At 39.1% G+C, this 26,603-nt stretch carries 30 protein-coding genes; 25 read left to right on the forward strand and 5 right to left on the reverse strand.

What is annotated here, in order from left to right; genetic code table 11:
- Nucleotides 1–30 precede the first annotated feature (30 nt).
- The 5 genes from PGH07_RS05205 (at nucleotide 31) to PGH07_RS05225 (ending at nucleotide 4,473) form a co-directional block, all read left to right on the forward strand.
- The gene (locus PGH07_RS05205; RefSeq protein ID WP_289413138.1) at nucleotides 31–1,104 is read left to right on the forward strand and encodes a dipeptide epimerase; all 1,074 of its coding nucleotides are present in this window, start codon (nucleotides 31–33) and stop codon (nucleotides 1,102–1,104) included.
- An 85-nt stretch (nucleotides 1,105–1,189) separates the two neighbouring features.
- The gene (locus PGH07_RS05210) at nucleotides 1,190–2,512 is read left to right on the forward strand and encodes a C40 family peptidase (protein WP_289413141.1); all 1,323 of its coding nucleotides are present in this window, start codon (nucleotides 1,190–1,192) and stop codon (nucleotides 2,510–2,512) included.
- A 23-nt stretch (nucleotides 2,513–2,535) separates the two neighbouring features.
- Nucleotides 2,536–3,138 carry a 16S rRNA (guanine(966)-N(2))-methyltransferase RsmD gene (gene rsmD, locus PGH07_RS05215; RefSeq protein WP_289413143.1) on the forward strand — a complete coding sequence of 201 codons (603 nt, stop codon included), beginning with the start codon at nucleotides 2,536–2,538 and terminating at the stop codon, nucleotides 3,136–3,138.
- A 136-nt stretch (nucleotides 3,139–3,274) separates the two neighbouring features.
- Entirely contained in the window at nucleotides 3,275–3,715 is a 441-nt protein-coding gene (locus PGH07_RS05220) for a rhodanese-like domain-containing protein (protein WP_289413145.1), read from the forward strand.
- Nucleotides 3,716–3,717: 2 nt separating this feature from the next.
- Nucleotides 3,718–4,473 carry an NYN domain-containing protein gene (locus PGH07_RS05225; protein WP_289413147.1) on the forward strand — a complete coding sequence of 252 codons (756 nt, stop codon included), beginning with the start codon at nucleotides 3,718–3,720 and terminating at the stop codon, nucleotides 4,471–4,473.
- Here the strand turns inward: PGH07_RS05225 and PGH07_RS05230 are convergent.
- On the reverse strand, nucleotides 4,470–4,997 hold the full coding sequence (locus PGH07_RS05230) for an O-acetyl-ADP-ribose deacetylase (protein ID WP_289413148.1): 528 nt from the start codon (nucleotides 4,995–4,997) through the stop codon (nucleotides 4,470–4,472). The two genes, PGH07_RS05225 and PGH07_RS05230, sit on opposite strands and share 4 nt — an antisense overlap.
- Before the next feature lie 13 nt (nucleotides 4,998–5,010).
- The gene (locus PGH07_RS05235; RefSeq protein ID WP_289413150.1) at nucleotides 5,011–5,145 is read right to left on the reverse strand and encodes a hypothetical protein; all 135 of its coding nucleotides are present in this window, start codon (nucleotides 5,143–5,145) and stop codon (nucleotides 5,011–5,013) included.
- Nucleotides 5,146–5,224: 79 nt separating this feature from the next.
- Here PGH07_RS05235 and PGH07_RS05240 point away from each other — a divergent pair, with 79 nt between their 5' ends.
- From PGH07_RS05240 to PGH07_RS05250, 3 genes are read left to right on the forward strand one after another with little or no spacing between them, the layout of a single operon-like run.
- On the forward strand, nucleotides 5,225–5,833 hold the full coding sequence (locus tag PGH07_RS05240) for a DUF2238 domain-containing protein (protein ID WP_289413153.1): 609 nt from the start codon (nucleotides 5,225–5,227) through the stop codon (nucleotides 5,831–5,833).
- An 11-nt stretch (nucleotides 5,834–5,844) separates the two neighbouring features.
- Nucleotides 5,845–6,156: a YqfO family protein gene (locus tag PGH07_RS05245; protein WP_289413155.1), complete on the forward strand. Its 312-nt coding sequence runs from the start codon at nucleotides 5,845–5,847 to the stop codon at nucleotides 6,154–6,156.
- 23 nt (nucleotides 6,157–6,179) lie between these two features.
- Nucleotides 6,180–6,638 carry a hypothetical protein gene (locus PGH07_RS05250; RefSeq protein WP_289413156.1) on the forward strand — a complete coding sequence of 153 codons (459 nt, stop codon included), beginning with the start codon at nucleotides 6,180–6,182 and terminating at the stop codon, nucleotides 6,636–6,638.
- A 37-nt stretch (nucleotides 6,639–6,675) separates the two neighbouring features.
- Here PGH07_RS05250 and PGH07_RS05255 read toward each other — a convergent pair whose 3' ends face one another.
- Complete coding sequence (locus PGH07_RS05255) at nucleotides 6,676–7,443, reverse strand: thioredoxin fold domain-containing protein (RefSeq protein WP_289413158.1); 768 nt, start codon at nucleotides 7,441–7,443, stop codon at nucleotides 6,676–6,678.
- A 180-nt stretch (nucleotides 7,444–7,623) separates the two neighbouring features.
- Here PGH07_RS05255 and PGH07_RS05260 point away from each other — a divergent pair, with 180 nt between their 5' ends.
- The 5 genes from PGH07_RS05260 (at nucleotide 7,624) to PGH07_RS05280 (ending at nucleotide 12,592) form a co-directional block, all read left to right on the forward strand.
- On the forward strand, nucleotides 7,624–7,848 hold the full coding sequence (locus PGH07_RS05260) for a DUF2905 domain-containing protein (protein WP_289413160.1): 225 nt from the start codon (nucleotides 7,624–7,626) through the stop codon (nucleotides 7,846–7,848).
- A gap of 6 nt (nucleotides 7,849–7,854) precedes the next feature.
- Entirely contained in the window at nucleotides 7,855–8,415 is a 561-nt protein-coding gene (locus tag PGH07_RS05265; protein WP_289413162.1) for a CDP-alcohol phosphatidyltransferase family protein, read from the forward strand.
- Between the two features lies 1 nt (nucleotide 8,416).
- On the forward strand, nucleotides 8,417–9,370 hold the full coding sequence (locus PGH07_RS05270) for an MBL fold metallo-hydrolase (RefSeq protein ID WP_289413164.1): 954 nt from the start codon (nucleotides 8,417–8,419) through the stop codon (nucleotides 9,368–9,370).
- A gap of 150 nt (nucleotides 9,371–9,520) precedes the next feature.
- The gene (locus tag PGH07_RS05275) at nucleotides 9,521–12,226 is read left to right on the forward strand and encodes a cation-transporting P-type ATPase (protein ID WP_289413166.1); all 2,706 of its coding nucleotides are present in this window, start codon (nucleotides 9,521–9,523) and stop codon (nucleotides 12,224–12,226) included.
- A 93-nt stretch (nucleotides 12,227–12,319) separates the two neighbouring features.
- A complete protein-coding gene (locus tag PGH07_RS05280; protein ID WP_289413168.1) occupies nucleotides 12,320–12,592 on the forward strand; it encodes a hypothetical protein in 273 nt (90 codons plus the stop codon).
- Nucleotides 12,593–12,934: 342 nt separating this feature from the next.
- Here the strand turns inward: PGH07_RS05280 and PGH07_RS05285 are convergent, their stop codons facing one another.
- Nucleotides 12,935–14,332, reverse strand: a complete 1,398-nt coding sequence (locus PGH07_RS05285; protein ID WP_289413169.1) for an MBL fold metallo-hydrolase — start codon at nucleotides 14,330–14,332, stop codon at nucleotides 12,935–12,937.
- 462 nt (nucleotides 14,333–14,794) lie between these two features.
- On the opposite strand from PGH07_RS05285, the gene PGH07_RS05290 reads away from it, so the two are divergent.
- The 5 genes from PGH07_RS05290 (at nucleotide 14,795) to PGH07_RS05310 (ending at nucleotide 19,641) form a co-directional block, all read left to right on the forward strand.
- Nucleotides 14,795–15,184, forward strand: coding sequence for a hypothetical protein (locus PGH07_RS05290; protein WP_289413171.1), 390 nt, complete (start codon nucleotides 14,795–14,797; stop codon nucleotides 15,182–15,184).
- Nucleotides 15,185–15,525: 341 nt separating this feature from the next.
- Nucleotides 15,526–15,840 (forward strand): hypothetical protein, encoded by a 315-nt coding sequence (locus PGH07_RS05295; RefSeq protein ID WP_289413172.1) that lies wholly within the window; start codon nucleotides 15,526–15,528, stop codon nucleotides 15,838–15,840.
- 274 nt (nucleotides 15,841–16,114) lie between these two features.
- Nucleotides 16,115–17,116: a hypothetical protein gene (locus tag PGH07_RS05300; protein WP_289413173.1), complete on the forward strand. Its 1,002-nt coding sequence runs from the start codon at nucleotides 16,115–16,117 to the stop codon at nucleotides 17,114–17,116.
- 15 nt (nucleotides 17,117–17,131) lie between these two features.
- Nucleotides 17,132–17,545: a type 2 periplasmic-binding domain-containing protein gene (locus PGH07_RS05305; RefSeq protein ID WP_289413176.1), complete on the forward strand. Its 414-nt coding sequence runs from the start codon at nucleotides 17,132–17,134 to the stop codon at nucleotides 17,543–17,545.
- On the forward strand, nucleotides 17,542–19,641 hold the full coding sequence (locus tag PGH07_RS05310) for a HAMP domain-containing sensor histidine kinase (RefSeq protein ID WP_289413178.1): 2,100 nt from the start codon (nucleotides 17,542–17,544) through the stop codon (nucleotides 19,639–19,641). The genes PGH07_RS05305 and PGH07_RS05310 overlap by 4 nt, the downstream gene beginning before the upstream one ends.
- Here the strand turns inward: PGH07_RS05310 and PGH07_RS05315 are convergent.
- On the reverse strand, nucleotides 19,628–20,293 hold the full coding sequence (locus PGH07_RS05315; protein ID WP_289413180.1) for a response regulator transcription factor: 666 nt from the start codon (nucleotides 20,291–20,293) through the stop codon (nucleotides 19,628–19,630). The two genes, PGH07_RS05310 and PGH07_RS05315, sit on opposite strands and share 14 nt — an antisense overlap.
- A 122-nt stretch (nucleotides 20,294–20,415) precedes the next feature.
- On the opposite strand from PGH07_RS05315, the gene PGH07_RS05320 reads away from it, so the two are divergent.
- The 7 genes from PGH07_RS05320 to PGH07_RS05350 are packed head-to-tail and all read left to right on the forward strand — an operon-like array spanning nucleotide 20,416 to nucleotide 26,583.
- On the forward strand, nucleotides 20,416–21,435 hold the full coding sequence (locus PGH07_RS05320; protein ID WP_289413182.1) for a hypothetical protein: 1,020 nt from the start codon (nucleotides 20,416–20,418) through the stop codon (nucleotides 21,433–21,435).
- Between the two features lie 22 nt (nucleotides 21,436–21,457).
- Complete coding sequence (locus PGH07_RS05325) at nucleotides 21,458–21,985, forward strand: YceI family protein (protein WP_289413184.1); 528 nt, start codon at nucleotides 21,458–21,460, stop codon at nucleotides 21,983–21,985.
- A gap of 6 nt (nucleotides 21,986–21,991) precedes the next feature.
- A complete protein-coding gene (locus tag PGH07_RS05330; RefSeq protein WP_289413185.1) occupies nucleotides 21,992–23,062 on the forward strand; it encodes an ABC transporter permease in 1,071 nt (356 codons plus the stop codon).
- Nucleotides 23,063–23,674, forward strand: a complete 612-nt coding sequence (locus PGH07_RS05335) for an ABC transporter ATP-binding protein (RefSeq protein WP_289413187.1) — start codon at nucleotides 23,063–23,065, stop codon at nucleotides 23,672–23,674.
- Complete coding sequence (locus tag PGH07_RS05340; RefSeq protein WP_289413188.1) at nucleotides 23,668–25,236, forward strand: hypothetical protein; 1,569 nt, start codon at nucleotides 23,668–23,670, stop codon at nucleotides 25,234–25,236. Before PGH07_RS05335 ends, PGH07_RS05340 begins: the two co-directional genes overlap by 7 nt.
- Nucleotides 25,214–25,666: a hypothetical protein gene (locus tag PGH07_RS05345; RefSeq protein ID WP_289413189.1), complete on the forward strand. Its 453-nt coding sequence runs from the start codon at nucleotides 25,214–25,216 to the stop codon at nucleotides 25,664–25,666. Before PGH07_RS05340 ends, PGH07_RS05345 begins: the two co-directional genes overlap by 23 nt.
- On the forward strand, nucleotides 25,666–26,583 hold the full coding sequence (locus PGH07_RS05350; protein ID WP_289413190.1) for an MBL fold metallo-hydrolase: 918 nt from the start codon (nucleotides 25,666–25,668) through the stop codon (nucleotides 26,581–26,583). The genes PGH07_RS05345 and PGH07_RS05350 overlap by 1 nt, the downstream gene beginning before the upstream one ends.
- The last annotated feature ends 20 nt before the right edge of the window (nucleotides 26,584–26,603 follow it).

Genomic DNA, 26,603 nt, shown 5'->3' on the forward strand with positions numbered 1-26,603 from the left:
ATTAAGTCACTCTAATGTATTATCATTTTTATGAAAATCGTTGATATCAAAACCACCCTTCTCCGTGCTCCGCTTAAGACTCCATTTATTACTTCATTACGCCGTGTTGATGCGCTTGAAGATCTTGTCGTCATCATAACATGTGATGACGGTACCGTAGGCTATGGCGAAGGTGCACCAACACCTGTTATCACTGGAGAGACAATCGATACGATGAAGGCTGCCATTAGCTATCTCAAACCGTTTATCATTGGGAAAGAGATATCTGAGCTTGATATTATATTAAAAAATATACACTCTAAACTTTTACATAATACTACTGCAAAATCTGCCCTGGAGATCGCACTCTTTGACCTGAAAGCGAAAGCAGAGAATATACCGTTATATAGACTGCTTGGAGGTACAAAGACTACATTTAAAACAGATATTACTATCAGCATGGACCAAACTGAAAAGATGATCGCTGATGCATTACATGCGGTAAGTATCGGCTATGATACACTTAAGATCAAGATTGGAGATGACCCTATCAAAGACAGTGAACGCATCATCGCTATCTATGATGCTTTACCTAAAGAGATCACATTAAGACTTGATGCTAACCAGGGATGGGAAGCCGATGAAGCGATCACACTGCTTCAGAAAGTCGAATCACATGGAATCATCGCAGAGTTTATAGAACAGCCGGTCAAAGCAGATAATATAGAGGGGCTTAAACAGATCAAAGATGCAGTCAAAACTCCTGTTCTTGCCGATGAGTCTGTCTTCTCGCTAAATGATGCAAAAAGGCTGCTGGAACTTGATGCCGTGGACTATATCAATATCAAACTGGATAAGTGCGGAGGGATATCCAAAGCCCTCGAACTTGCTGATCTTTGTGAAAGATATGGAGTAAAGTGTATGCTTGGATGTATGCTTGAAGGACCTATCGCCATTGCCGGAGCAATGCATGTTGCCTCTGCGAGGTCAGAGACTATCACAATGATAGATCTTGATGGTGTAGCACTCCTAGCAAACAACCCTACAAGCGGCAGTGTGATATTTGATGAAAGTAACCTTATGCTTTCACTGGATAGTGGTCTGGGTATTGACTCTATAAAGTAACAGACCAAGTAATTTTGTACACTATTTTTCACCCATATACCGTCTATTAATCAATCTCTATTACAATAAAACAAAAAGTACTATGATGAGAAAATTGATACTGCTTAGCCTATTTGTTATCACTGTCATTCATGCTGAGTATACGCTCAAAGAGGGTCATCGTGAAAAATCACGTATAGACAATATGCCCAAAAATGTCGTAGCTGATATGAAACGTATCCCACAAGACCCCGGATACTATGCAAAACAAATCAAACCATTCAGCAAACATGAGCAAAAGGAGCTGGATAAACTTTTCAATGAAAAATATTTCATGCCGTGGGAGCTAACCAAGATCGATATTCCCGAAGAGGATTTTGGATGGGAAGTACGTTTTATCACAAAAAAACCCATCTATAAAGAAAATGGGAAAACCATTCCACCATCTGTATATAACAAATGGATCGACAATGCTAATATGAGAGAAATTGATACCAAAAGGTATAAGGCGATTACGATCAGGCATACCAATGTAAAAGCACTACCGACAGCATCAGCTTTCTACCGTGATCCAAGCAAAACCGGAGAAGGCTTCCCTTTTGACTATAACCAAAACTCATCCTATCATATCAATGTACCTCTCTATGTCTCACATTTCTCCAGAGATAAGCGATGGGCATTCGTTCGTGGTTCATATGCATTTGGATGGGTCAAAGTAGAAGATATTGCACTGGTTGGAAATGATTTTATACGGGCATTTAAAAACGACAACTATGCGATGACTATCAAAGATAATCTACGTATCTTCAAAGATAACAATCCTTACTCTCTGATAAAAGTGGGGGCTCTCTTCCCGATCTCAAAAGATCAAACAAGCTACCTGATCGCTTCGCGTGATCATAAAGGCCATGCCCATATAGAAAATCTCAGAGCAGAGAACCCGGAATTCATTGCCAAAAAACCACTGGCATTCACCCCTGAAAATGTTACGAAACTTGCTAAGGAGTTTTACAATGAACCTTATGGATGGGGCGGAAGCTACGAGTGTAGAGACTGTTCTGCAACGACACGTGATTTCTTAGGTGTCTTTGGTATTTTCCTCCGCAGAAATTCGGGAAAACAGGCAGAAGACGGGCATAGAATCTCTATTCAAGGACTCGAAAAGCCTTTCAAAAAACGCAAGATCATCAAAGAGGCAGAACCCTTCCGTTCTTTGCTCTATGTACCGGGTCATATCGTACTTTATTTGGGACAATACAAGGGAGAACCTGTAGTGATGCATACCTATTGGGGTATCCGTAAAAAAGATACCACTAAACTCATCACCGGACGTACCATCATTACATCTTTGGAACCGGGTAAAGAGCGTACCGATGTACGTGAAGAAAGCAAATTGATCAATACCTTACAGAATATTGTAACGTTTTAACGGAGTTACGCTAAAATTCCGTTATGAAAAAAGAACGTATAAAAGTATTTACAACTACGATCAATGCAGGGAAACACAAGGGTAAAAAACTGGAGATCCCTGCAATTGACACAACAAGAAGCTCAAAAAGTATTCTCAAAGAATCTCTCTTTAATACCTTGCAGTTTGATGTCATCGATAAAAACTTTGTCGAGGTATTCGGTGGATCAGGTTCTGTAGGACTTGAGGCTCTAAGCCGCGGAGCCAGTGATGCTTACTTTAGTGAGTACAACAAAACTGCTTTTCGTATACTTGAGAATAATGCAAGAAATATCGATCCGGCACATACACATCTCTTCTTTGGAGACAGCTTTGAGAAATTTGAAATCATTTACGATATGGTCAAACGATCCGGTATTAAAACCTACTTCTATTTTGATCCGCCATTCTCTACACGTGATGGAATGGATGAAGTGTATGATAAGACAGTAGCTTTAATAGAAACGATCGAACCTGATGTCTGTGAGATGGTGATCGTGGAACATATGAGTAACCTTGAGATGCCAGAACAGATCGGTGCACTCACACAAACCAAACGTAAAAAGTTTGGTCGCAGTACGCTCACTTATTATCAACCTTCACTATAAATACAATACAGGGTGCCAAAGCAGCTCCCTGTTATCCAATAACTCTCCTGTAATCAACGCTCATTTAAGACTTATTTTCTCTTTACATATTGATCCATAGTCGCTATACTATCTTATCAAAGGAAGGAGAAGAAGCATGGATAAAAACGTCAAGCTGGAGCACTATTACGCGCGATGTGATATGAGCCAGATAAAGGGGCATCTCAAAGAGTTTCTGGAAAAAGCTAAAAAAGAGATCCCTCAAATCACCGCAGATGAGATCGACTTGGAAGAGATGGTACTCATCGATGTGCGTGAAGCAGATGAATTTGCCTCAGGAGTTATCCCTGCCAAGACCATATTTACTATCCCACGTGGAAAACTTGAATTTGCCATCGATGATAAACTTGTTGATCTGAGTGACCGCCAAATAGTCTGTTATTGTCTTAAGGGTGCCAGGGGAATACTCGGAGCCAAAACCCTAAAAGACCTTGGATTTAACAATGTTTCAAACCTTGAAGGGGGTATTGAAAGTTGGGTACAATCAGGAAAAATGATCAAGAACTATATTGGCTACTTCAAAATGGAGAGTAACTGACCGTGGCAAGTAAAAACAAAGACTCACATATCGCCCTATTTATTGACAGCGATAACATTTCACACCGTGCATTGGATGGTATCATCAACGAACTCAGTAAATATGGAGTGGTAAATATCCGCCAAGCTTACGGGAACTGGACAAAAGACAACCTAAAGAACTGGGAAGCTAAACTTCTGGAACTTGCGATCAAACCGATCCAGCAGTTTGACTACTCTAAAAATAAAAATGCTACAGATATCCTTATGACCATTGATGCAATGGATCTCTTGCACACCAAACAGATCGATGCATTTGCATTTGCGACGAGTGACTCTGATTTTACACCTGTGGTGATGCGTGTACAAGCAGAAGGGATCAAAGTCTACGGATTTGGTGAGAAGAAAACTCCTAAACCGTTTATGGCGGCTTGTTCTCAGTTCATCTTTACAGAAAACCTGATGAGTGATGCATTTAGTAAAAGCCCTACACTGGAAGAAAAGATACAGCAACCTAAACGTAAAACCGGAGATGAGATGCGTAAGGATAGCTGGTTGGTCAATCTGCTTCAAAATGCCGTAGAACAGACAATGGAGGATGATGGATGGGCAAACTTAGCTGACATCGGACAGTATATCAACAACAACTCCTCTTTCTCTCCGATAAATTACGGGTATAAAAAGCTGAGTCAACTGATCGACCAGATAGATCTATTTGATATTTATGTAGATGAGAACAGCAAACAAATGAGTATCAGGGATAAACGCTACAGCTCCTAAAGTCCCTGGATACTCTCTTCAAATATACTCTTATCCAGATCATTATGAAAGACAAAATAAACAGTGATATCATGCCCTTCATCCAAAAACTCTTTTACACTTTGATAAGCAATTCGTGCAGCAGCTTCTTTAGGATACCCGTATATTCCTGTTGAGATCGCTGGAAATGCGATATCCTTACATCCTAGCTCTAAAGCGGTTTTGAGTGAATTGCTATAACATGATGCCAACAGCGTTTTACACTCACTTCCACAGCTTCCGAAAATCGGTCCAACCGTATGGATCACATAAGATGCATCCATTACTCCAGCCGTAGTAGCAACAGCCTTACCTGTCGGTAGACCGTCTGGATATTGAGTTGCTCTGATCTCTTTACATGCTTCAAATATCGTACGTCCCCCTGCTCTGTGTATCGCACCATCGACACCTCCTCCACCTAATAGTGAACTGTTTGCAGCATTGACGATTGCACAGACTTGTTCTTTTGTGATATCGCCAGTTTTTATCTTGATATGATTATGCATGTGTTTCTCCTGATCATTTCAATACATAATTTGTAACAAAAGGTCCTACCAAATAACTTGTAGCCATTTCAGTATGCTTGTCTACACTTACCCACTTCATCAATGTACCTAATAAAAATATAATACCTTTAAATAAAAGTGTTTGCATTATCTCCCCACTTTCTTTATAATATTCATTATAACAAATCAATGATAAGTGGTATAATATATCAACAAGGAGTTAAAGCGTGTCGAAATCTCATAAGATTGTCTATAGTATTTATGTTGTTGTATGGATCGTTATGGCCATCAATCCCAAGTATCGTGCAGACTGGTTGCTTGAAAATGTTTTAGTTTTTATCTTTTTCCCTTTTATTGTCTTGATGGATATCAAACACCATTATTCGCTTACCAGTATTGTATTGCTTCTTATCTTCGCTTCTTTGCATTCTCTGGGATCACACTATACTTATGCGGAGATGGAGCACTTTGATGCCATCACACACTTCTTTGGATTTGAACGCAACCATTACGACAGAGTCGTACATTTTTTGTTTGGTCTACTTGTTTTCAGGATACTCTTTGAAATGATCACGTATGGCATCAGTTCACTCAAAACAGCGCTTATCTTTACACTTACCACTGTTATCACTATCTCTACAATTTATGAGATGATTGAATGGATCGCGGCAGTGACCTTTCACCCTGAACTTGGCCTGGCATTTTTGGGTACGCAGGGTGATATATGGGATGCACAAAAAGATACACTTGTTGCTATTATGGGGGCACTGATTAACTTTTTTTTCTACAAACATTATGCTAAAGTATTTCAGATGCGTCAAACTAGTGACAAATAGAGGAAGAGTACGTGTATAAACTGAATTTTTATGTACCCGTAAAAGAAAAAGAAGCAGTAAAATATGCACTCTTTAATATCGGTGTAGGAAAATTTGAGAACTATGAACACTGCAGTTTTGAAGCTTTAGGAATGGGACAATTCAAGCCAATAAACAATGCGGATCCTTACATCGGAACGATCGGAGAAGTTGAGAGAGTTGAAGAGTATAAAGTAGAGATGATATGCCAAGATGATCTGATCACTCTTGCGATTCAAACACTCAAAAAGGCTCATCCTTATGAAGAGGTGGCCTATGAAGTATTCAAAATGGAAGATTTTTAAATATCAAAACAAAGGTAATAGGAATGATAGGACTGATCAAAAAACTCTTTGGAAAAATAGAAGAGAAAGAGTTTATCCCTGATCCACCGGGTAGAACGTTTAAACGAGTGCCTACCAGTAAATATTTTGAAGGAGAGTATCCTCCCGAAGAGCTAGAGAATATTGCTAAAGCAAAACAGAATAAAATCGATCAGATCAAAGCATTGGAACTTGCACCAAAGTTTTTGCGATACACGTTCAAACATAACAATAATGAAGAAATCACCGCTGCATACGTGGTCTTTCAAAAAGAGATTTTTGATGAAAAATGGAATATGGTACATGTTACCGAGGTTTCATTCTGTGTACAATCTACAGACTTTGAAGAGTTTGAAAATATGTCAGGGATAAGTCTCCAAAATGACTTTAGAGACCTCTCTCAGATCAATAATAAAACATATAATGGAGAGGAGCGAAGAAGAGAAGAAAGAGAACTCTTCTAGTGATTCGCTGAGCTAACACCATGATGTATCTAAATGATCATTTGGCTTTGCTCTGTATACCTTTAAGAAGCTCCAAGAACTCCTTTTTATTACCATACCCGTTCAGCTGATCAATGATCGTTACACCATCACTGTTGATGAAATAGAATGACGGTGTCCCCAGAGACTTCATTCCTAATGGCAGTTTTTCTGTTACTACATTAGTTTTTACCACAACAAATCCCTTATCCAATGCGTCACGTACTTCTGGTTCCACCATTACTTCTCTATCCATTTTGATACACCATTTACAAAAAGGCAATACACCCCTTATCATGATGATCTTGTTTTGTTCTTTTGCTAGTTTCACTGCCTCTTCATAAGTATGAATTTTTGCACTGTGTTTTTGTATCATGTCTTCCCCATAATCAAAAATATAGGTACTAAGTGCCTCTATCTGATCTTCATCAAGCAGATCTTGCATAGATGGCATGTCCTGATAAAAATGTGTCAGTTCTTGGGGAATTACACTTTTTTCTCTTTCTGGTGAAGCGATATAGGTTGCGATGAACTCTTCCACTTCCATTCGCTGAGACTCTTCATCAGCTTTTCTATCACCGACATTCAACCTTACGCCAAATGAAAGTTGATTCAGTGTAGGAGCTTTTAGGTGCAGTATAGTATTGTTCTGTTCTGCATTTTCAATCACCTTACTCATCGGTATATAGTAACTGTGACACGAAGCACAATGTGTATCAAACAGTTCTGCTCCCTCTGAGGCAAAGAGTGACAGAACACCTCCAATCCATAGCATTAGTTTTTTCATCTTTTCTCCTCTATACTATCAGCATATCTCTTTATGGTATGCTGTTTTGGTAGATGGTATATTGAAATTTAAAGATGACATTATATCGTAGCGATAATTTACTTTTTTAATTTAAGTTTCTGTCTAACATTTCTATCTGATATTGATCCCACTTTGTTATAATATACTTAAGGAGCATATGTGGCAGAGTTCGGAAGAGTATTAATGATCATTGGTCTGATTGTTATCATCATCGGTTTTTTACTCACTGTCAGCAACAAACTTCCATTTAATTTTGGCAGACTGCCCGGTGATATCATGATCAAAAAAGAGGGATTTACTTTTTATTTTCCCATCACTACTACGATAATCATTAGTGTTGTGCTTTCTCTTCTTTTTTATCTATTTGGTAAGTTTCTAAAGTAAATAAGTATGATGCAGTGGAATATACCCAACCTGTTAAGCCTGTTTCGTATCATTGCAGCACCTTTTTTGCTGCTTAGCGGTTGGCTTGGAATGCCGATACTCTTTTATATTATTTTGGGCTTTATGCTACTCTCTGATGCTTTAGACGGTTTTATAGCACGAATACTCAATCAAACCAGTGCCCTCGGTGCACGTTTGGATACCTATGGCGACATCTTAACCTATATCTCTACCCTCGGGGCAGTTTGGTGGCTCTGGCCTGATCTTATTCAAAATGAACTTTACTACATTATCTCCGCAGCCGTTCTCTATACGATACCTGCCCTTATCTCCTTCATGAAGTTTGGAGAACTTGCCTCTTATCATACTTGGATCACCAAGATCTCTGCAGTGATGATGGCTCTTGGTGTAGTATTACTGTTGCTCTTGAAAGAACCGTTGTTATTTCACTGGGCCGTCTATTTTTTGGTTCTTGAAACGCTAGAGAATATTACTATCACATTGTTGATCAAAGAACAGCAAAGTAATATTCACTCTATTTGGCATGCACTAAAGACCAAGGATTAAGATGCAGTTTACATTTTTGGGTACAAGTGCCGGAAAACCGACAAGAGAAAGGAATGTCACTGCATTAGGATTGGAGTTTGATCAAGACACACAATGGTACCTCTTTGACTGTGGAGAAGGAACCCAGCACCAACTTCTACACAGCAGACTATCTGTAGGTAAGCTTAGTACGATTTTCATTACACATATGCATGGAGATCATTACTATGGTCTACCCGGACTACTCTCCTCAAAAAAGCTCGACAAAGCACTGAATCCTTTGAGCATTTATGGTCCAAAAGGGATCAGAAAGTTCATAGAGTGTGTGATGAATGATATCAGTTACGAGAAACTTGGCTATGATCTAACTATCATTGAGTATACATCTCAAGATGAATATACCTTTGATAAATTCACCTTAAAGGTCTTGCCACTGGTGCACTCTGTAGATAGCCATGCATTTTATATCAGGGAAAATGATACCTGCAACCGTCTTGATGAAGAAAAACTCAGAGCGATAGGTGTGGAGCCTTCACCGCTGTATGGAGAACTGAAAAGAGGGAAAACCATCATAGTAAATGGAGAAAAACTCCATCCGGAATCCTTTATGCTTGAACCCCAAATAGGTAGGAAAGTGATCATTGCAGGAGACAATGATAAACCGGAGATTCTAGGCGGTTATCTTGATGAGCTAGACCTTTTGATCCATGAGTGTACCTACCTGCAGGAGACCTATGACAACCTACCGATCAAAGTACAGCATACTACAGCAAAAGACCTAGGTAAATGTGCTCAAGACCACTTTGTCAAAAACCTGATCGCTACACATATCAACCCCCGTTATAATGAAAGTGGAAAGATCAATATCGAAACAGTCATTAAAGAGATAGTACGTTATTATAAAGGAAGACTTTTTATCGCACATGATTTTGATAGTTTTAGCTTAAGCAGGGATGGTATCATCACATTATTTTAATTAGTTAGCTTGCAACCAAGGGCTTTTCAGCAGCTAAGGTATACCAATCATAACTTGTCTTAAAAAGATAATTTTTGTATACTCAGTAGATTCAGAACCGAATAATAGTTACATACCTAGAAGTTTATTAGAAAGAGTGAGGATTCTCCCATGATAGACAAAAACTTCATTCAGTCGATTGATGACTGGCATCATAAATCCCCTGATGAAACACTTTCATTACTCAAAACTAGCACAGAAGGCTTAAGTCAGAAAAGTGCCGAACAAAGAGCACTGGAGTTTGGATCTAACGAGCTACCAAAACCTGTACGTCCTCATATTCTAATGCGTTTTCTTTCTCACTTTCATAACATACTTATCTATGTTCTTCTATCAGCAGCAGTAATCACGGCACTTCTTGAACACTTTGTCGATACCGCTGTGATCGTTTCCGTGGTGATCATCAATGCGTTGATCGGGTTTTTACAGGAGGGAAAAGCTGAAAAAGCCATGGATGCTATCAGGAATATGCTTGCATTAAAAGCCAAAATCATCCGTGAGGGAAAACATCAAAGTATTTCAGCCGAATCATTGGTCCCCGGAGATATCGTACTACTTGAAGCCGGAGATAAAGTACCTGCTGATTTACGCCTGTTAAGTATCCATGGACTGAAGATTCAGGAAGCTGTTCTCACCGGGGAGTCGATCACCGTTGAGAAGCATATTGAGGCAACTGAAGCAGAATCCTCTTTAGGTGATCGCTTCAGTATGGCATTTAGCGGAACTACGGTAGCAAGCGGTGAAGGCATAGGAGTAGTAGTTGCTACAGCCACACAAACTCAAATTGGTCGTATCAGCGGTTTGCTTTCAAGCGTGGAGACACTCAATACGCCATTAGTAATACAAATGGCACGTTTTGCTAAATTACTTACACTCTTTATTTTGACTGTAGCAGCGATGATACTGCTTTTCAGTTATTATGTTTTGCACCAGGATTTTACAACAATATTCATGGCTGTTGTGGGTCTGTCTGTTGCTGCCATACCGGAAGGTTTACCCGCGGTGCTTAGCATCACACTTGCTGTAGGCGTACAGGCTATGGCAAAAAGAAATGCCATCGTACGTCGCCTTCCAGCCATTGAAACACTTGGATCTGTCTCTGTGATCTGTTCAGACAAAACAGGAACATTGACACGCAATGAGATGAATGTAGTCTCCATTGTTACCGGCAAAGATCAATTTGAAATCACCGGAACAGGCTACGAACCATCCGGAGAGATAAAAGTCGATAAAACAACAGTTAATGTCGCTGCATACCCTCTTCTCGAAGAGATCGGACTAGCAGCTACATTGTGCAATAACTCCCGACTACTTCATGATAATGAACACTGGAGTGTAGAAGGTGACCCTATGGAAGGTGCATTACTTGCCCTGTCAGGTAAAACCGGGATTAATATTATCAAGACAAGAGAAGAGTGGTTACGTACGGATGTAATTCCGTTTGATACCAAATACAAATACATGGCCACCCTTAACCACGACCATGATAATAATGCGTTTATCTTCGTCAAAGGTGCACCAGAGGTGCTATTTGACTTGTGTACTTTGCAACGCTGCAGCAATCACGAAAATGAACCAATCGATAAATTTTATTGGAAGGAACAAGCTGATTCCATCGCAGCTCAAGGACAAAGATTACTAGCTTTCGCTCTCAAACCGGTAATGCCAGGGCATACGGTGCTTGAACATGATGATATAACCGATTCTCTTATTTTTCTCGGGCTCGTGGGATTGATCGACCCTCCACGCGCAGAAGTGATAGAAGCGATCGCTGAGTGCCACCGTGCGGGCATCGAAGTTAAAATGATCACAGGTGATCATGCTCTTACTGCAGTTGCGATCGGCAAGCAACTAGGATTGCACCATAGCGAAAAAGTACTTACCGGAATAGAACTTGAAAAAATCGATGATAAAGCCCTACCCGACGCTATCATGCAAACAGGAATATTCGCGCGAACAAGCCCTGAAGACAAATTACGCCTAGTGATGGCTATGCAATCATCGGGGATGACCGTTGCCATGACTGGAGACGGTGTCAATGATGCCCCTGCTCTCAAACGTGCAGGTGTAGGTATTGCCATGGGACGGACCGGTACAGAAGCAGCAAAAGAGGCTGCCGAAATTGTTCTAACCGATGATAACTTTGCATCAATTGTCGCTGCGGTGCGCGAAGGACGTACCGTATATAATAATCTCAAAAAAGTAATCAGTTGGACTCTTCCTACCAATGCAGGGGAAGCCATGACAATCATTACAGCAATCTTATTTGGACTCAGTCTTCCTATCACACCTATACAGATATTATGGGTTAATATGATCACAGCAGTCACTCTCGGTATCGCCCTTGCATTTGAGCCTATTGAAGAGCATACTATGCAACGCCCTCCGCACCCGCGTAATGAATCACTACTTAGTGGCGGACTCGTATGGCATATCATACTGGTGGCAAGCCTATTTTTAGTAGGGATCTTCGGAATTTATGAATATGCGCTTTGGAAGGGGTATACAGAAAATCTTGCACGTACCATTGCAATGAATACACTCGTATGTATGGAGATCTTTCATCTGCTATTCATCCGTAATATGCACAATATTATCTGGGGATGGAAATCCATACGTGCAACTACTACGGTTTGGATATCTATCAGTATGGTGGTTTTCGGTCAATTTGCACTTACTTACCTACCCTGGCTGCAAAGCATTTTTGAAACTGAAGCAGTGGGACTTTTTGATATGCTTGTCATCCTAGGGATTTCTGTCCTAATGTTCTTAATCATTGAACTCGAAAAACAGATACGCATTCGATGGACCAAATAGCTACTATTAGATAAATCCTACTTCTATCTTCTCCTAGAGTACATAAGTATAGATTCATTATAATAAAATTCTTTTGGGGAAGAAGAGGTCAAAATGAATATCTTAGCAGTGTCAGCCTTGTTTGCCAAGGGCACAAACATTTATACACAGCTCCAATGTATCGTAAACTGCGACAAACAACATCCTGAAATAAAAAAATACAGAAGGCCACATGATACGATGAAAGAGATCTATGGGTCAGACAATACACGTGTCAATAGAAATCGACTACAAAATTTCATCCTGGAGCATGGTAGTAGTATACAAAATAAATATGCAATGCTTTGCATGGATGATGCCGTCTATAGCTTAAAAGAGTGTGATTAGATACAAACTGTCTCTAAATGATAAACAAAGAAACAATCTTACAGTACATATATAGTGCACACAATGTTGATAAAGTAAAAAATAAAGTTTTCATTATGAAAGATTTCACACAGGTGCGTAAGAGAGACATATAAAAAAGAAACATTGAAATCTCGAAAGGGGGATAAAATGGGTTCTGGAATAATATTTGGATGGTTTATACTATTAGCTCTTTTTTGTGTTTGTAAAAAAAACAAAGTTTTTCAACTCAACACAACTCCTCAAGATAGCCTCGCAGAGTGTTATGAAGAAAGCGAGTAGAAGAAAAACCTGATAGGCTTTTGCCTCACTCCGGTTTAATATTTATAGGTAGATCACCTCTTCGGGTTCTACAATATGTACCTTCTGGTTAAAAACATTTTCCAAGACACTGCGGAGTATGATCTGTTTATCTCTTTCACCATGGATCAAAAAGATACGATTAAGATCCTCTATATTGGAAATCCATTTTATGATAGCATTTTGATCAGCATGAGCCGAAAATCCGTTGATCGTATGGATTGATGCTTTTACAAGAATATCTTCACCATAGATCTTTACCCATCTGGCACCATCGACCAAATGTCTTCCCAAGGTACCTTCAACCTGATAACCGACAAATATCAATGTATTTTTTCTGTTCCAAAGACGGTTTTTAAAATGATGTAAGATCCTGCCTCCTGTACACATACCACTACCTGCAATGATAATGGTGCGTCGGTCAAATTCGTTGATCTGTTTTGATGCCTCGACATCCGGGGTATACACCAACCACTCAAAATCAAAAATGGTACCGTCACGTTCTTTGAAGTCCTGACATTTTTTACTCAAAAGGTGAGAATAGTTATTATATACTTGCGTCGCACGGGTAGCCATAGGACTGTCTAAAAAGATCCTGCATTGAGGCAGCTCTTTTCTATCATGCATCTCTTTAAGAATACACAAGATCTCTTGGGTTCTCTCTATTGCAAATGACGGGATAAGTACGTTTCCCCAGTCATTTAATGTTTCTATCACGACTTTCTTAAATTCATTGATCGTATCTTCTGTACTCTGATGGTTGCGATCACCATAGGTTGATTCTACATAAAGTGTATTGGCATGAGTACACTCTGCGAGATCATGTTGTACTATATTATTGTCATGACCTATATCTCCTGAGAAAACAATCGTTTGTTCAACACCTCTCTCCTTGTAAGAGATCTCTATGAATGCTGATCCCAAGATATGACCGGCATCACGGTATGTCACATTTATTCCTTCCTGTAGGGATACAGGATTATCATATTCACAAATGTACCAGTCCAGATTAAATGTTGCCTCTATATCTTCTTCTTCATACAGTGGCAGCCTTTCATCATCTTCGCTACCTTTTCTTTGGGCCTTCCTATATCTGGTCTCATAGTCTTCTTTCATAATCTTGGCACTATCCATTAAGATGATCTCAGCTAGCTCTACAGTTGCCTCTGTTGTGTATATCGTACCCTTAAAGCCCTCTTTTACCAGTTTGGGAATGCGCCCGATATGATCTAAGTGTGCATGGGTGATCAACAGGTAGTCGATCTCTTTAGGATCAAAATGGAACGGTCCGAAATTTTGCTCCTCTTCAGGGCCTTGATACATACCGCAATCTATAAGAATTCGAGGGCCATTCTCTATCGCAAACAAATGACAAGAACCTGTCACAACTCCTGCTGCACCATGAGAAGTAATCGTTGCCATGTTCAATCCTTTTTACTTAATATATTAGAATATCATATTATATTGTATAAGAAAAACGCACCATTATGAAAATAATTTGATTAATTTGTTAAAGAGTTAGAAAGATAAAAAATTGATAAGCATTATTTGTCCCATTTATTGCTGGAACAAATAAGTTATTCAAAATGGGATAAAATCTTATTATTATCGGTTTTCACCAGATCAGCTACGATAACAACAGTATTTTCAGAATTCATATTGCCTTCTTTTATTTTATGGCAAGAGATACATTAGACAAAAATCCTTGTTTAATTATTTAAATCATAGATCATTTTTCATAAGTTGTCAATGTCCCTTATAGACTTATTTGTTTAAATTTCATAATGTAATTTTATACCTTTTTATATCTATATGCTTTTCGCAGTACATATCCATTACACAGATAACGGATATAGTAAAAAAAATAGAATGAAAGGATTAAAGATGAGAAAGTTAGTACGTGCATCAATGATTCTAGGACTGTGCATGCTGCCATTTAGTTTGATGGCGGAAGAAGCTCCAAGGTATCCAATGAATATGGGGCCAGGATATCATATGATGGGACCCGGAAACTATGAGTTTTGTGATGAGTGTGGAACATATCACATGCGCGGACATTATGATGGAGATAAAACAATACAGGAGAAAGAAGCTAGAGAAAAATTCGAAGTTTTTGTAAAAAAACATCTTAAAGGCTTCACTATTACCAAAATGGCATCAGAAAAAGTACCGATGGGAACGATGTACTGGGCAATCATTGAGGATAAAAACGGAAATCAGATGGAACTACATATGAATCCATGGGGATATATTCGCGGTCCGTTTATAAGATAGTTCAGCAAAAGCTAAATCATATGATAAAAGGTTGGAAGATAGGAAAACTTTAAATTCCTACCTCCCCTTTTACATACTTAGTTAATCAAAATAATTAGAGACACTCAAATAACACGAAGAAAATTTTAGTTTCGATCAAACAAACTAAAATTAATGATATCGATGTTTTGATATATCCTACACATCTATCACATACCCCTGTTTACTGTAATGCGTTTGCCATATCATTGTTGAGTATTTTATGGACATAAAAAATAATATTTTAATTATTTTTATTTATATATATGTCTCATATAAATAAATTTGATATACTTCTCTCTTATAAGAGTTGAGGAGGAAGTATGAAAATTTTAAAAAAGTTTTTAAAAAGTAAAGAAAGCAAAAGTACAAATAAATCACCTGTAAATATACAAAAAAAACCCGTTAAAGTCTTAACAGCTCATGAACTAGCTGAAAAGCTTGGTACTGATAGACGAAAACTGGAGAAGACATTTGTGGATCTTGGATGGACAGAAAAAAGTGCAAAAGGAACCAAAGCCACACAAGACGGAATATCAAACGGTGCACAAACAAAATATCATGATATGACCAGAAATAATTATGTTGTTTGGGATGAATCTATCATGAACAATACTACACTTCAAGAGTTTATCTAACCCTTTAACGTTCATAGAAGATAAAATAAAGAGTTTGAGGCTTGAAAAAAGGGAAGAAGAGGAAGTAAGAAGCCTCAAGCTCTTCATTATGATAGTTTAAACTTATAAACAAACGACAAACCAAACATTAACAATTGTATACAGATAATAAACACTTCGTAACATTTAACATCTGTTTTATCATATATCAATAATAAAAATATTTTGAAAATCACTTAATTATAAAATGTTATACTACAATTTATTAATTTCAACGTATCAGGTGCTTAGTTAGATGAAACATCCTATCCTCACATACTCTCTTTTTTTCATTTCATCGCTTTTCGCTTCAGATGCTAAGTATCAGCTTGGACAGGGGCTACAGCTTGGTGATCTGCCACTTTATCTTGGAGGATATACCTCACTTGAGTATAGCAGGCCTTCAGAGGGGAACAGAGTACTTAAACTTGAAGAGTTGGCACTGATGCTTTATGGAGAACAAGACCGTTTTAGCTATATGATCGAAATGGAAGCTGAAGATGTGTATACCGAAGTCTTCGGTAATGAAGCGATGGAAGAACAACATCAACGTTTTCATATCGAACGACTCTATTTCAACTATGATTTTGATGAAAACTATGCTATCAAGGCGGGAAAATATAATTCGCCTATCGGCTTTTGGAACAAAAACCCTATCAATGTCCTAAGAGATACTACTTCCAGTCCAATTATCGTTGAAAGACTGTTTCCCGAATATACCACCGGTTTAGAATTTACTTATCAAACACAAAACGAAAATATGCTTACAATCAATACGATGTTTCAGCACAGTGAAGATCTTGATAAGACAATTAATGATGATATCTATAATAACTTTGAAATTGATCAGCATTTTGGATTAGGAGTATCTTTCCAAAATGATGATATCACTTATCAGTTCAATACCGGTTATTTCCAAATGCTTACAGGAACATCATATAACTATTTGTTAGGTTCATTCAACACGAATCTTTCAAATGAAAAGATACAAGGAGAGCTCGGAACACAATGGAAAGACGGTAAAAATACACTTTCTTATATAGGTTACCTGCAATGGATACATACTCTAACGGAACAACATGAGACTATTTTAAGAGTGGAAAGTTATAAAGACAATGAACAAAGTTCCAAAGATACTTTTTTAGTCTTCGGATATACCTATAGACCCTACTTCCCTGTTGCACTCAAAGCTGAATACCAGTGGCATTCCTTCAACGAAAAGAATCAAATGCTTCTATCTCTCTCTATACTCTTTTAAGGATTAAGGATGGGGATGTTTAGAATCATTTGTATATTGATCTTCTCCTTATTGATATTGCATGGAGAGTCATTTGTACTGGTCACACACCCTAAAAGTCCGATCAAAAACCTTACAAAATCGCAGGCAAAATCGATCTATCTTAAAGAAAGACGGTTTTGGGGAGATACAAAACTTACAACGCTCAATCTTCCTCCTGATAATCCGCTGCGTAAAGCATTTGAAAGTGATGTTCTTGAAATGACACCAGGAGAGCTTGACAGCTACTGGATGAAACAACACTATAGAGGGCATAGACCCCCTTACCGAGTAGAATCCGTACAAAGTATACTGATGTTTGTCAAAAAAGTAGAAGGTGCCATAGGATATATCCCTCAACGTGCCGTAACTGATGATGTCAAAGTCATCTATAAAGGCAACAAACGATGAGTTACATGAACCTGCTGCCAAAAACACTGAAAAACAAACTGCTTATCGCCCTCTTTACCATTGGATTCCTGCCTTATCTTTTGATCTTGCTTTATAGCCATCATCTTGGTGAGAAAAAAATACTCGAAGATACCCTAACGACCTATCATACTCAGCTAGACCAAACAAAAAAGAAAATTGATCAGGAGTTAAACTACTTAAAAAAAGAGGTTCATTTTCTAGCTTCACTGGATCTGATGAACGATATGATCGTTGAGGATATCGACAAACGAATTGCAAAACTTTTAGAGCAGAAACAGACAGATCTTGAACTTGATATAGATCTTTTCGCACTCTCTGAAGATGGAAAGATCATTGCAACATCAAATGTTTCTAAAAACCATACTTTTTTTTCCTTGAAAAAACTTAAAGAGGTGCAGGCAGCCGGAGAGGGTATCTATGAAACACCAAACAGTGTCATCATATTTTCACCGATATATTCCTCCATGCAGAACAACCGTCAAATAGGCTACCTGGTCTTTGAATACTATTTAACCAATCTCTCAGCTTATACTACCTATCAACCTGGTATACACTCGGTTTTGCTCAATGCTCAAAGTAAGCAAATTATAGGGGGAAAACGCTCATTTTATATTTCCGATTATGCTGATATCCACCAAACGATCAGTGAAAAATATCTGATTATCAAAGAGCCTCTTTTGGGCGTACTTTCACACTGGTCCATCATCTATAGCATCGATAAAACGGTGGCATTAAAATTTTTGAATGACTTTATACTTTTTATATGGATACTCTTTATATCAGGGTTTTTGATCATTGCGGTAATATCCATTTGGATAAGCCGACGTACCCTCAAGCCTATTGCCAAACTCTCAAGAGCAACAAAATCCATCACTTCTACACAAGATTACACTACCCAAGTAGAGATTGAGGCAGAAGAAGAGATCAGTGAACTGGCTAATGACTTTAACCTGCTGATACGTGAAACCAACAGCGCATTTGAGAAACTTGAAAAAGAAAATCAACTCCGTTTGCTGCGTTTTATTCAGCTTATTGATATTTTCAATCACCTGATCCAAACTCAAAATGAAGAGGAGTGTATCAAAACGGCTATTGAAAAACTAAAAGTTCTAATGCCGGATAAGGAATTTGTCTTCACTTCGGAGTATCCAAGTATGCAAACGAATGGAACAACCCAGCAGATGCTACTTTATATCAGAAATTTTCAGCAGACAACCTGTGATTATTACGGTAGTATTTCCATTCTTTCATCTAATATCTCTGATGATCCTTATGAATCAAAATTTTACCATTCTATTGCAACGATGATTATGCTGCAGCTGGACCAAATACGTTTGATAGAACAGACAAAAGCGGTCTCCCATGCAAAATCGACCTTCATTTCTCATATGTCACATGAGCTTAGGACACCGCTTCATACCATACTCGGTTCTACACAATACCTGCTCGCTTATGAGAATCTTACCGATCAACAGCTTGACAAAATAGCTACAATCGAAATATCTGCAGACCATCTGCTAGGTATGATCAACGATGTACTTGATCTGGTACAGATCGAAGCCGGCAAGGTCACAACTACTTTGATAGACAAAACAAGTGAGCAGATCACGCAGATCACCAAAGATGTCATTGACATGCTCGAATTACTTGCAGAACAAAAAGGGCTATCTATCACACTAATAGATAAACTCTCAACACCGATGAAACTTCGTATCGATGAAAGATTTTTCAAACAGATACTTATCAATCTCTTTAACAATGCCATAAAATTTACCGAAAAGGGATCGATAGAGTGTTTTATACAAACATGTGGAGAAAACCTGTGCATAGTGATAGAGGACAGTGGTATCGGTGTCACGCAAGAAGACCTCTCACGGCTTTTTACAGATTTCACACAGGCCAAGAGTAAAGACCATATACATCAAAAAGGAAGTGGACTGGGACTAGCGATAAGCAAAAAGCTTGCACATCTCTTTGACGCAGATATCATACTGGAGAGCCGAGGGTTAGGATACGGTACGAAAGCTACCCTTATTCTAAAAAAAGTTATCTCTCATAAGATCATTTATCTTTGATCGTATACCCTACTCCACGTACCGTCATGATACAATCTTCAATGCCTATCTTTTTTCTAAGGTTCTTGATATGCACATCCACCAGATTACTCTGCTTAAGACTATTGTATTCACGGCAGATATGCTCATTAAGCTGATAACGTGTCAATACAATATTTTTGTTTTGCATCAACAGTTCAAGCAGGCTATACTCAGTTTGGCTCAGATGAATAGGATTACCCGATACCTTTACCTCGTGACTTCTGGTATCAAGTGTTAACTCTTTGCATTGTAAAAGCGTATTTTTCTGTGTTGTATCCCGACGTAACAGTGCCCTGATACGTGCAAAAAGCTCGATATTTGAGTAAGGTTTGCTCAGATAGTCATCTCCGCCGGCATCCAGTATCTCTACACGGTCATCGATCTCTGATTTCGCTGAGAGCATCAAGACAGGAGTATTGGTATTCTCCTCTCTCATCAGTTTCAACAAGGACAGACCATCACCGTCAGGAAGATTCCAATCCAATAAAATCAGATCATAATTTTTCTCATCGATCAACTCCAGCGCATCTCGGTAGTTATATGCCACATCACAGCTATAACGTTCCTGCTCCAACAATTGCTTGAGTTGATCTGCTACAGTATGTTCATCTTCTACTACAAGTAAATGCATCTAGCTACTCCTTATGAAGAAATATTATAAGTTGTTTCGGCTTAATAGGTATAAAACATCTCTTCATCAAATCTTCATAATTCTATTTTAGACTTTGACAATAAATTTCACGGAGTCAAATCATGAAATCATTATCCTGGACTCACTTTATGCAAGTTGGATTTTTATTTTTATTTGCATCAGAATTTACTTTCTATCTTTTGATACTTCAAACAGGCATTGTCGAGTATCACCACTCTGATCTCCTACAAGTATGGATGGTACCTACAGGAGGTATCCTGGGGATCATCGCTTCGATCTTTCTTTATCAGAAACGTAGATGGTTAATCCCTCCACTGCTTTTGTTACAACTGTTTCTTTCACTTCACTATGCCAGTGCCAATGGAATAGAACTGTTTTTAATGGGACTTATTAGCGGATTGACCGCACCTATGCTTATTGCACGTATTGACCGATTATGGCTGGCAGTTTTGGCACTGGCACTCTCTTATACCTACGGGACTTATTATTTTAGTGTACCCGCAGTTGAGAGAACTTCTATTGCATTCTTTTTATCAGCTGTAGCATTTGGAGCATCACTCTTTTCACAAATAGATCTAAAAAAGCAGAGCACCCGGTTTATATCACTTTATGGTGCCGGCGCTATCTTTTTATGGCTGCTGTTAGATGCGGCACTCTTTGAGTCACTTTCCCGCAATGAGATCATGCATATATGGGGAGAACACTCCTATACGTTGAACATTATCGCGTTTCACGTACTTGGACTCATAGCTGCTTACAAAGCCAGAGAGTATAAGCACAATGACGCCGTGATGGTGGCACTCTTTTTCTTGGCTTACAGTGCTTATGCTTCAGGATGGCAATGGATGCTTAGCCTTATCTATCCGTTTGTGATCTCATATTACAACGTGATTATCCTAAAAGAACTGATGAAGCTTCCTTATGCCCTGCTCGCAGTCATGGCACTCAGTCTCTGGGGAGCTTCAGGGATGGGACTGCTTATCGCACTGAAAGGATCGTTTTATGTTGCCTGGGCACTTTGGTTCATTCTGCTGCTTACTTATATTGCTAAGTATATTGTTGTCAACAACCATAAGTTGCGTAAAACACTATCTTTATGGATAGTCACGCCAAAATCATAAAATTCAACAAAAAGGAAAACCTATGAAAAAATCACTTCTACTCTTATCTCTCGTTACAGCATGGCTAAATGCCGGTAATCTAAGTGTCACTCAAGGCAGCGTTAAAGCACATACTGAAGTATTCGGTGATTCTGCCATAGAACCTTCAACTTCCGGATTGAACTCACATTTGAAAATGGCAAGCGACCCCCTAACACTTAACGGTTCTATCGATATCTCGATGCAAGGACTGAAAAGTGATAATACTGATAGGGATGAGCATATGTATGAAGCTATCAATAGTATGAAGTTTCCTCAAGCAACCTACACGATCACAAAAGTAGCTCAAGAAGCAAATAGCTATAAAATTAATGGGATCCTTGATTTTCACGGTACAAAGAAGCCTCTAAGTATTGATGCAAATATCATGCAAAAAGGTAATAAAGTACATATCAGCGGAAAGTCATCGTTTTTGATGTCAAATTATGGAGTTAAACCGCCTAAATTGCTTTTTTTAACGGTTCGTGACCAAGTAGATCTTACAATCAATGTAGATTTCAAAAACAAGTAAAGAACAATGTTCAAATCCTTTTTACGCTATAAGTACAAAACGATGCTGATACTGATATCAGCCATCTCTGCTATTGCATCGATCTTTCTGATCACGTCGCTTGGAAACGGGATCATCAGTATGTATGCCTCTATGCTCAAAACTGACGGTGATATCATCGTCATGCAGCGCGGAGTGGCAGATACTTTCTTCAGTGACGTTAACCGTACCCTGATAGAGCCCATATCAAAACTTGACGGTGTAGCATCTGCACAAGGTGTGATCGTAGGTGCCGGAGCAATAGATATAGTTCCTATCGCAGGTATATACGGTGTCACCCAAAACCGAATGTCAAACTATCAGTTGAGCAAAGGCGACTACCCGATGGACGGCGAGGTGATCCTTGGTGAAACCATCGCTTCGATTCTGGATTTCCCTCAAAATATCCAGCTGCTGGGCACAGATTTTCATGTTTCAGGTATCTACAAAAGTGAGATAGGGTTTGAAAACGGCGGTGTTGTCATCCCGATCACAGATGCAGAGAAACTTTTCAAAAAAAGTGCATCGTTCCTTCTTGTCTCACTCAAAGATATCAGCCTAAGTAGTAACGACATCATAGAAAAGATCAAATTGCTAAGTCAAAATATCGATGTCAAATCTACAACCGAGTTCATTGACAATTATAACCAGTTCAAGATCATCCGTATCTCAAGCGGTGTGATCGCTTCTATCTCTTTTTTTATGGGATTTTTGGCCATAGTAAGTTTGATGAGTATGATGATCAATGACAGACGTTATGAGTTTGGAATCAAACGTGCTATGGGCTTTTCCAAGAAAAAGATCATCATAGAGACTATCACCGAAGTTATTGGCCTTACACTGTTGGCTTTCTTTATCGCATACGGGATAAGTCTGGTACTGCTTGATCAACTGCAACAAGTAGAAAAATTCCAGGGCTATCTAAGTGGAGAGATCGATCACATGCTCTTTGTAAAACTTTTGATAGGCTCTATTCTCATGGCCGTCATAGGTGCACTAATCCCGGCTGTGATCGCCTCACGTATCGATCCGATCATTCTTATAAACAGAGGAAGTTAAATGCTGCAACTCGAACATATTTCACACTCCTATGAAGACGAAAAGATACTGCATGATATCAATCTTTCGATTGAAACAGGCAGTTTCAATATTATTACAGGAGAGAGCGGCAGCGGAAAGTCAACCCTGCTTTCTATCGTTTCTACTCTTCTGAAACCTACGGAAGGTGAGATCTATTATAATGATGTCTCAAGTAAAGAGATACCTGATATCAACCGCTTCCGTAATCAGAAGGTAGGTTTTATCTTTCAGTTTCACTATTTGATCAGTCATCTGAATGTCTATGAGAACATCGCTATGGTAACAAAACGCCCAAAACTAGAGATTGAAGTACTTCTCGATCAACTCGATATCGGACATCTTCAAGGAAAGTATCCAGATCAGATCTCCGGCGGTCAGAGACAGCGTGCAGCGATCGCCAGAGCGATGATCAATCAACCAGAGTTTATCTTTGCCGATGAACCTACAGGAAACCTCGATTCCAAAAACTCCGAAATCGTCTTTGAGCTCCTGCGCGGTATGGCTGCAACAGTGGTAGTTGCCACCCATGATCACTCCCGCATCCAGCCAGGTGACAGGATCATTTCTCTTAAGGACGGCCGTTTATGCTAAAAAGACATATCTCTATCTCCTATCTTTTCTTGATACTGGGAGCGATGTTCGGCGTGATCTATGCTGTACAGTTGATAGGTATAGCTACTGATCTGATACGTCCTGATATCGCACGAAGTCTGCATATCTCGCTCATGCTGTACGGCTTTATACCATTGATGCTTTCACTACTGCCTTTTGCATTATTTGACAAAGAAAACGTACTGACTGCTGAAAGTCTAGACTATCTGGAAAAGTATTTTATACTCTGGTATATCTTTCTGGTTTTTATGATACTTGCTTTGCTTGCAGGCAATACAAGGTCACTTCCATTTTACGATTTTCCTTACGAACTCAACGGTATTCTTGCATTTGCAGGGCTGTTTTATATTATTGCTATTTTTAAAAGTATCAAAAATTACACGATCAAACCCCAATGGGTCAAAGTATCATTGGCACTGGTCATCATCAGCCCCTTTACGCTTCTGCTTTTGATGAATCCTAACTATGGACAGGTAGAGCAGATGCATCTGGGACCTCATGGGGACAATACCCTTGGGATGAGCTTTGCATTGATGGCGATCTACTATCTGGCGATCAAACTTGCCTCACCTCATACAAGCTTTACAACCAGATGGCATATCCTCTGGATCATTCCGCTGAGCTTTTATCTGCTCTCTGTACTCTACCGCAGTTTTGTGGGTAAACTCAGCTATGAAGCAGAATGGTTTTTACAGTACCTTACCCTGTTTTATATTCCGACACTCTACCACTGGTGGAAGGATGCCGGACTCTCGATAAAGACAGATTTGACGCTATTGATATCCATACTTGCATTTTTGTTCGTCGATATCGAGGGTAATATCCTTTTTATCCCCGAACTTCGTGCACTCTTTCACCGTAACGACCTTGTGGTAGGCCATGCCCATATCGCTGTAGGTATCGGTGTACTTTTTTTGGCACTTTCGATCATAGAGCCTTATGTGAAGTTTTCAAGAGCTATGCGTTATACCCTCACTATGCTACTGGGATTGATGGCAATAGTACTAAGTATCAGCGGTATTTCACAGGCAGGTTTCATCCATGTAGATATTGAAACGATGTGGAAATGGCGTGCCCTGTTTGGTGCGCTCTTTTTGGCAGCACTTCTGTTCTGGAGTGTCTATCTCCGTCGCAGTACAGTGCAAAATGTGATCTCTACACTGACACCTCTCAAGCTCTATCATCTGATCGCTTTTGCTTCAGACGGATTGGGAGGTGCGATGCTTTTGTTCTTTGGAAAGGCACTTTATGATATCATCGAACAACCATTTTACGGCGGCTACCAGTACATTGTCTTCGGATTTGTAACTGCAGTAGGTATTACCCACCTGATAGGTTATCTCTATAACCACTATGCACACCCTATGGCTCTTTCGACCTCGGCGATACGTATCATTACTACCGGTGGATTTTTCGCTCTTTATCAAGCGAATATACTTGGATGGATCGCCTTGGCCATCGCTGCAGTGGACTTTTCATTTGCACTGGTCTATTTACTCTATCTAAAAAAGGATTCTTATGAAAAAGCTGCTTCTTATTAGCCTGTTTTCAACGATGGGTCTCTTTGCCCAGTTCAATATCGGTGATACACTTCCGCAGATCACTTTAAAAGATCAGTTCGACAAAGAGTTCACGGTTTCAAACAAAGATACCATGATCATTATGGCATTTGAAAAGGATATATCAGTTGCCATCAGTGATTACCTCAAAAAGCAGCCATCTGCTTTTTTGGAAACTCACCATACCAAGTATATCTCTGATATTAGCACTATGCCCTCTTTCATTACTTCAATGTTTGCCATGCCTAAGATGAAGAAATATCCATTCTCCGTCATGTTGATCAACGATGATTTTGGCGGACAGTTTGACAAGCAAGAAGGCAAGATCACGGTCTATAAGCTAAAAAACCAAAAGATCACTGACATCGAGTTCATCGCTCCCGATACACTCTCAACACTTTTTGAGAAATAATGAAGCACTATATAAAGGGACGTTTTGGCGGTATTTTGGATAGTTCCAAGGAAGTTAATCTTTGGCATATCTTCCGATGGAAGGTCCTTCAGGCACCACGGAAAACTATTAAAAATCCTGAAACATTACCGCTAAAGGTCAACCGTGAACCTGATAAGCTCACACAAACAGAGGACTTTATCTGCTGGCTCTCACACGCTTCCTTTCTGATCCAATTAGGCGGGAAACGTATACTGATAGATCCTGTCTTTGGAAATATCCCTTTTTATAAACGCCAGATTGATTTTCCCTATGGTGTAGAAGAGTTAGGTAACGTAGACTACCTGCTGATCTCTCATGCACATTATGACCATTTTGATAAAACATCGATCCAAACTATTGCTTCCAAATCTCCCCAAGCCATCATCCCTCTTAAAATGAGTACACTTGTCAATAAGATCGCTCCACAGGTATCTACACAGGAACTGGACTGGTATCAAGACTTTGAAATTGATGATCTTACAATCACACTTGTACCGGCCAGACACTGGAGCAGACGCGGGGTACTTGATACCAACCGTATCTTATGGGGCGGCTATATTATTCGCTATAAGAATAAAACTATCTATTTTGCCGGGGATACGGCATCTGGAACACACTTTACAGAAATCGGCCAACGCTACGATATAGATTTTGCCCTGCTTCCCATCGGTGCATATAAACCAGACTTTATCATGAAAGCAAATCATCTCAATCCACAGGAAGCTTATGAGGCCTTCAAACAACTACGTGCAAAAACCATGATTCCAATGCACTACGGTACATTCAAACTCAGTGACGAACCGCTCGATGAACCATTTCAATGGATACAGCATATTGCAGAAAAAGAAGATGATACTTTTTGCCTCTTATCAACTGGAGAGGTATTGACACTCTAAATGCAAATGTTCATCAAATC

This window comes from Sulfurovum zhangzhouensis (assembly GCF_030347965.1).
Taxonomy (GTDB): Bacteria; Campylobacterota; Campylobacteria; order Campylobacterales; family Sulfurovaceae; genus Sulfurovum; species Sulfurovum zhangzhouensis.

What these genes read in the sequence shown, in the direction of transcription:
- PGH07_RS05205 (WP_289413138.1), top strand. Translation starts at nt 31, where the DNA reads ATGAAAATCGTTGATATCAAAACCACCCTTCTCCGTGCTCCGCTTAAG.
- PGH07_RS05210 (WP_289413141.1), top strand. Translation starts at nt 1,190, where the DNA reads ATGAGAAAATTGATACTGCTTAGCCTATTTGTTATCACTGTCATTCAT.
- rsmD (WP_289413143.1), top strand. Translation starts at nt 2,536, where the DNA reads ATGAAAAAAGAACGTATAAAAGTATTTACAACTACGATCAATGCAGGG.
- PGH07_RS05220 (WP_289413145.1), top strand. Translation starts at nt 3,275, where the DNA reads ATGGATAAAAACGTCAAGCTGGAGCACTATTACGCGCGATGTGATATG.
- PGH07_RS05230 (WP_289413148.1), bottom strand. Translation starts at nt 4,997, where the DNA reads ATGCATAATCATATCAAGATAAAAACTGGCGATATCACAAAAGAACAA.
- PGH07_RS05235 (WP_289413150.1), bottom strand. Translation starts at nt 5,145, where the DNA reads ATGCAAACACTTTTATTTAAAGGTATTATATTTTTATTAGGTACATTG.
- PGH07_RS05250 (WP_289413156.1), top strand. Translation starts at nt 6,180, where the DNA reads ATGATAGGACTGATCAAAAAACTCTTTGGAAAAATAGAAGAGAAAGAG.
- PGH07_RS05255 (WP_289413158.1), bottom strand. Translation starts at nt 7,443, where the DNA reads ATGAAAAAACTAATGCTATGGATTGGAGGTGTTCTGTCACTCTTTGCC.
- PGH07_RS05265 (WP_289413162.1), top strand. Translation starts at nt 7,855, where the DNA reads ATGATGCAGTGGAATATACCCAACCTGTTAAGCCTGTTTCGTATCATT.
- PGH07_RS05270 (WP_289413164.1), top strand. Translation starts at nt 8,417, where the DNA reads ATGCAGTTTACATTTTTGGGTACAAGTGCCGGAAAACCGACAAGAGAA.
- PGH07_RS05275 (WP_289413166.1), top strand. Translation starts at nt 9,521, where the DNA reads ATGATAGACAAAAACTTCATTCAGTCGATTGATGACTGGCATCATAAA.
- PGH07_RS05280 (WP_289413168.1), top strand. Translation starts at nt 12,320, where the DNA reads ATGAATATCTTAGCAGTGTCAGCCTTGTTTGCCAAGGGCACAAACATT.
- PGH07_RS05285 (WP_289413169.1), bottom strand. Translation starts at nt 14,332, where the DNA reads ATGGCAACGATTACTTCTCATGGTGCAGCAGGAGTTGTGACAGGTTCT.
- PGH07_RS05290 (WP_289413171.1), top strand. Translation starts at nt 14,795, where the DNA reads ATGAGAAAGTTAGTACGTGCATCAATGATTCTAGGACTGTGCATGCTG.
- PGH07_RS05295 (WP_289413172.1), top strand. Translation starts at nt 15,526, where the DNA reads ATGAAAATTTTAAAAAAGTTTTTAAAAAGTAAAGAAAGCAAAAGTACA.
- PGH07_RS05300 (WP_289413173.1), top strand. Translation starts at nt 16,115, where the DNA reads ATGAAACATCCTATCCTCACATACTCTCTTTTTTTCATTTCATCGCTT.
- PGH07_RS05305 (WP_289413176.1), top strand. Translation starts at nt 17,132, where the DNA reads ATGTTTAGAATCATTTGTATATTGATCTTCTCCTTATTGATATTGCAT.
- PGH07_RS05310 (WP_289413178.1), top strand. Translation starts at nt 17,542, where the DNA reads ATGAGTTACATGAACCTGCTGCCAAAAACACTGAAAAACAAACTGCTT.
- PGH07_RS05315 (WP_289413180.1), bottom strand. Translation starts at nt 20,293, where the DNA reads ATGCATTTACTTGTAGTAGAAGATGAACATACTGTAGCAGATCAACTC.
- PGH07_RS05320 (WP_289413182.1), top strand. Translation starts at nt 20,416, where the DNA reads ATGAAATCATTATCCTGGACTCACTTTATGCAAGTTGGATTTTTATTT.
- PGH07_RS05325 (WP_289413184.1), top strand. Translation starts at nt 21,458, where the DNA reads ATGAAAAAATCACTTCTACTCTTATCTCTCGTTACAGCATGGCTAAAT.
- PGH07_RS05330 (WP_289413185.1), top strand. Translation starts at nt 21,992, where the DNA reads ATGTTCAAATCCTTTTTACGCTATAAGTACAAAACGATGCTGATACTG.
- PGH07_RS05335 (WP_289413187.1), top strand. Translation starts at nt 23,063, where the DNA reads ATGCTGCAACTCGAACATATTTCACACTCCTATGAAGACGAAAAGATA.
- PGH07_RS05340 (WP_289413188.1), top strand. Translation starts at nt 23,668, where the DNA reads ATGCTAAAAAGACATATCTCTATCTCCTATCTTTTCTTGATACTGGGA.
- PGH07_RS05345 (WP_289413189.1), top strand. Translation starts at nt 25,214, where the DNA reads ATGAAAAAGCTGCTTCTTATTAGCCTGTTTTCAACGATGGGTCTCTTT.
- PGH07_RS05350 (WP_289413190.1), top strand. Translation starts at nt 25,666, where the DNA reads ATGAAGCACTATATAAAGGGACGTTTTGGCGGTATTTTGGATAGTTCC.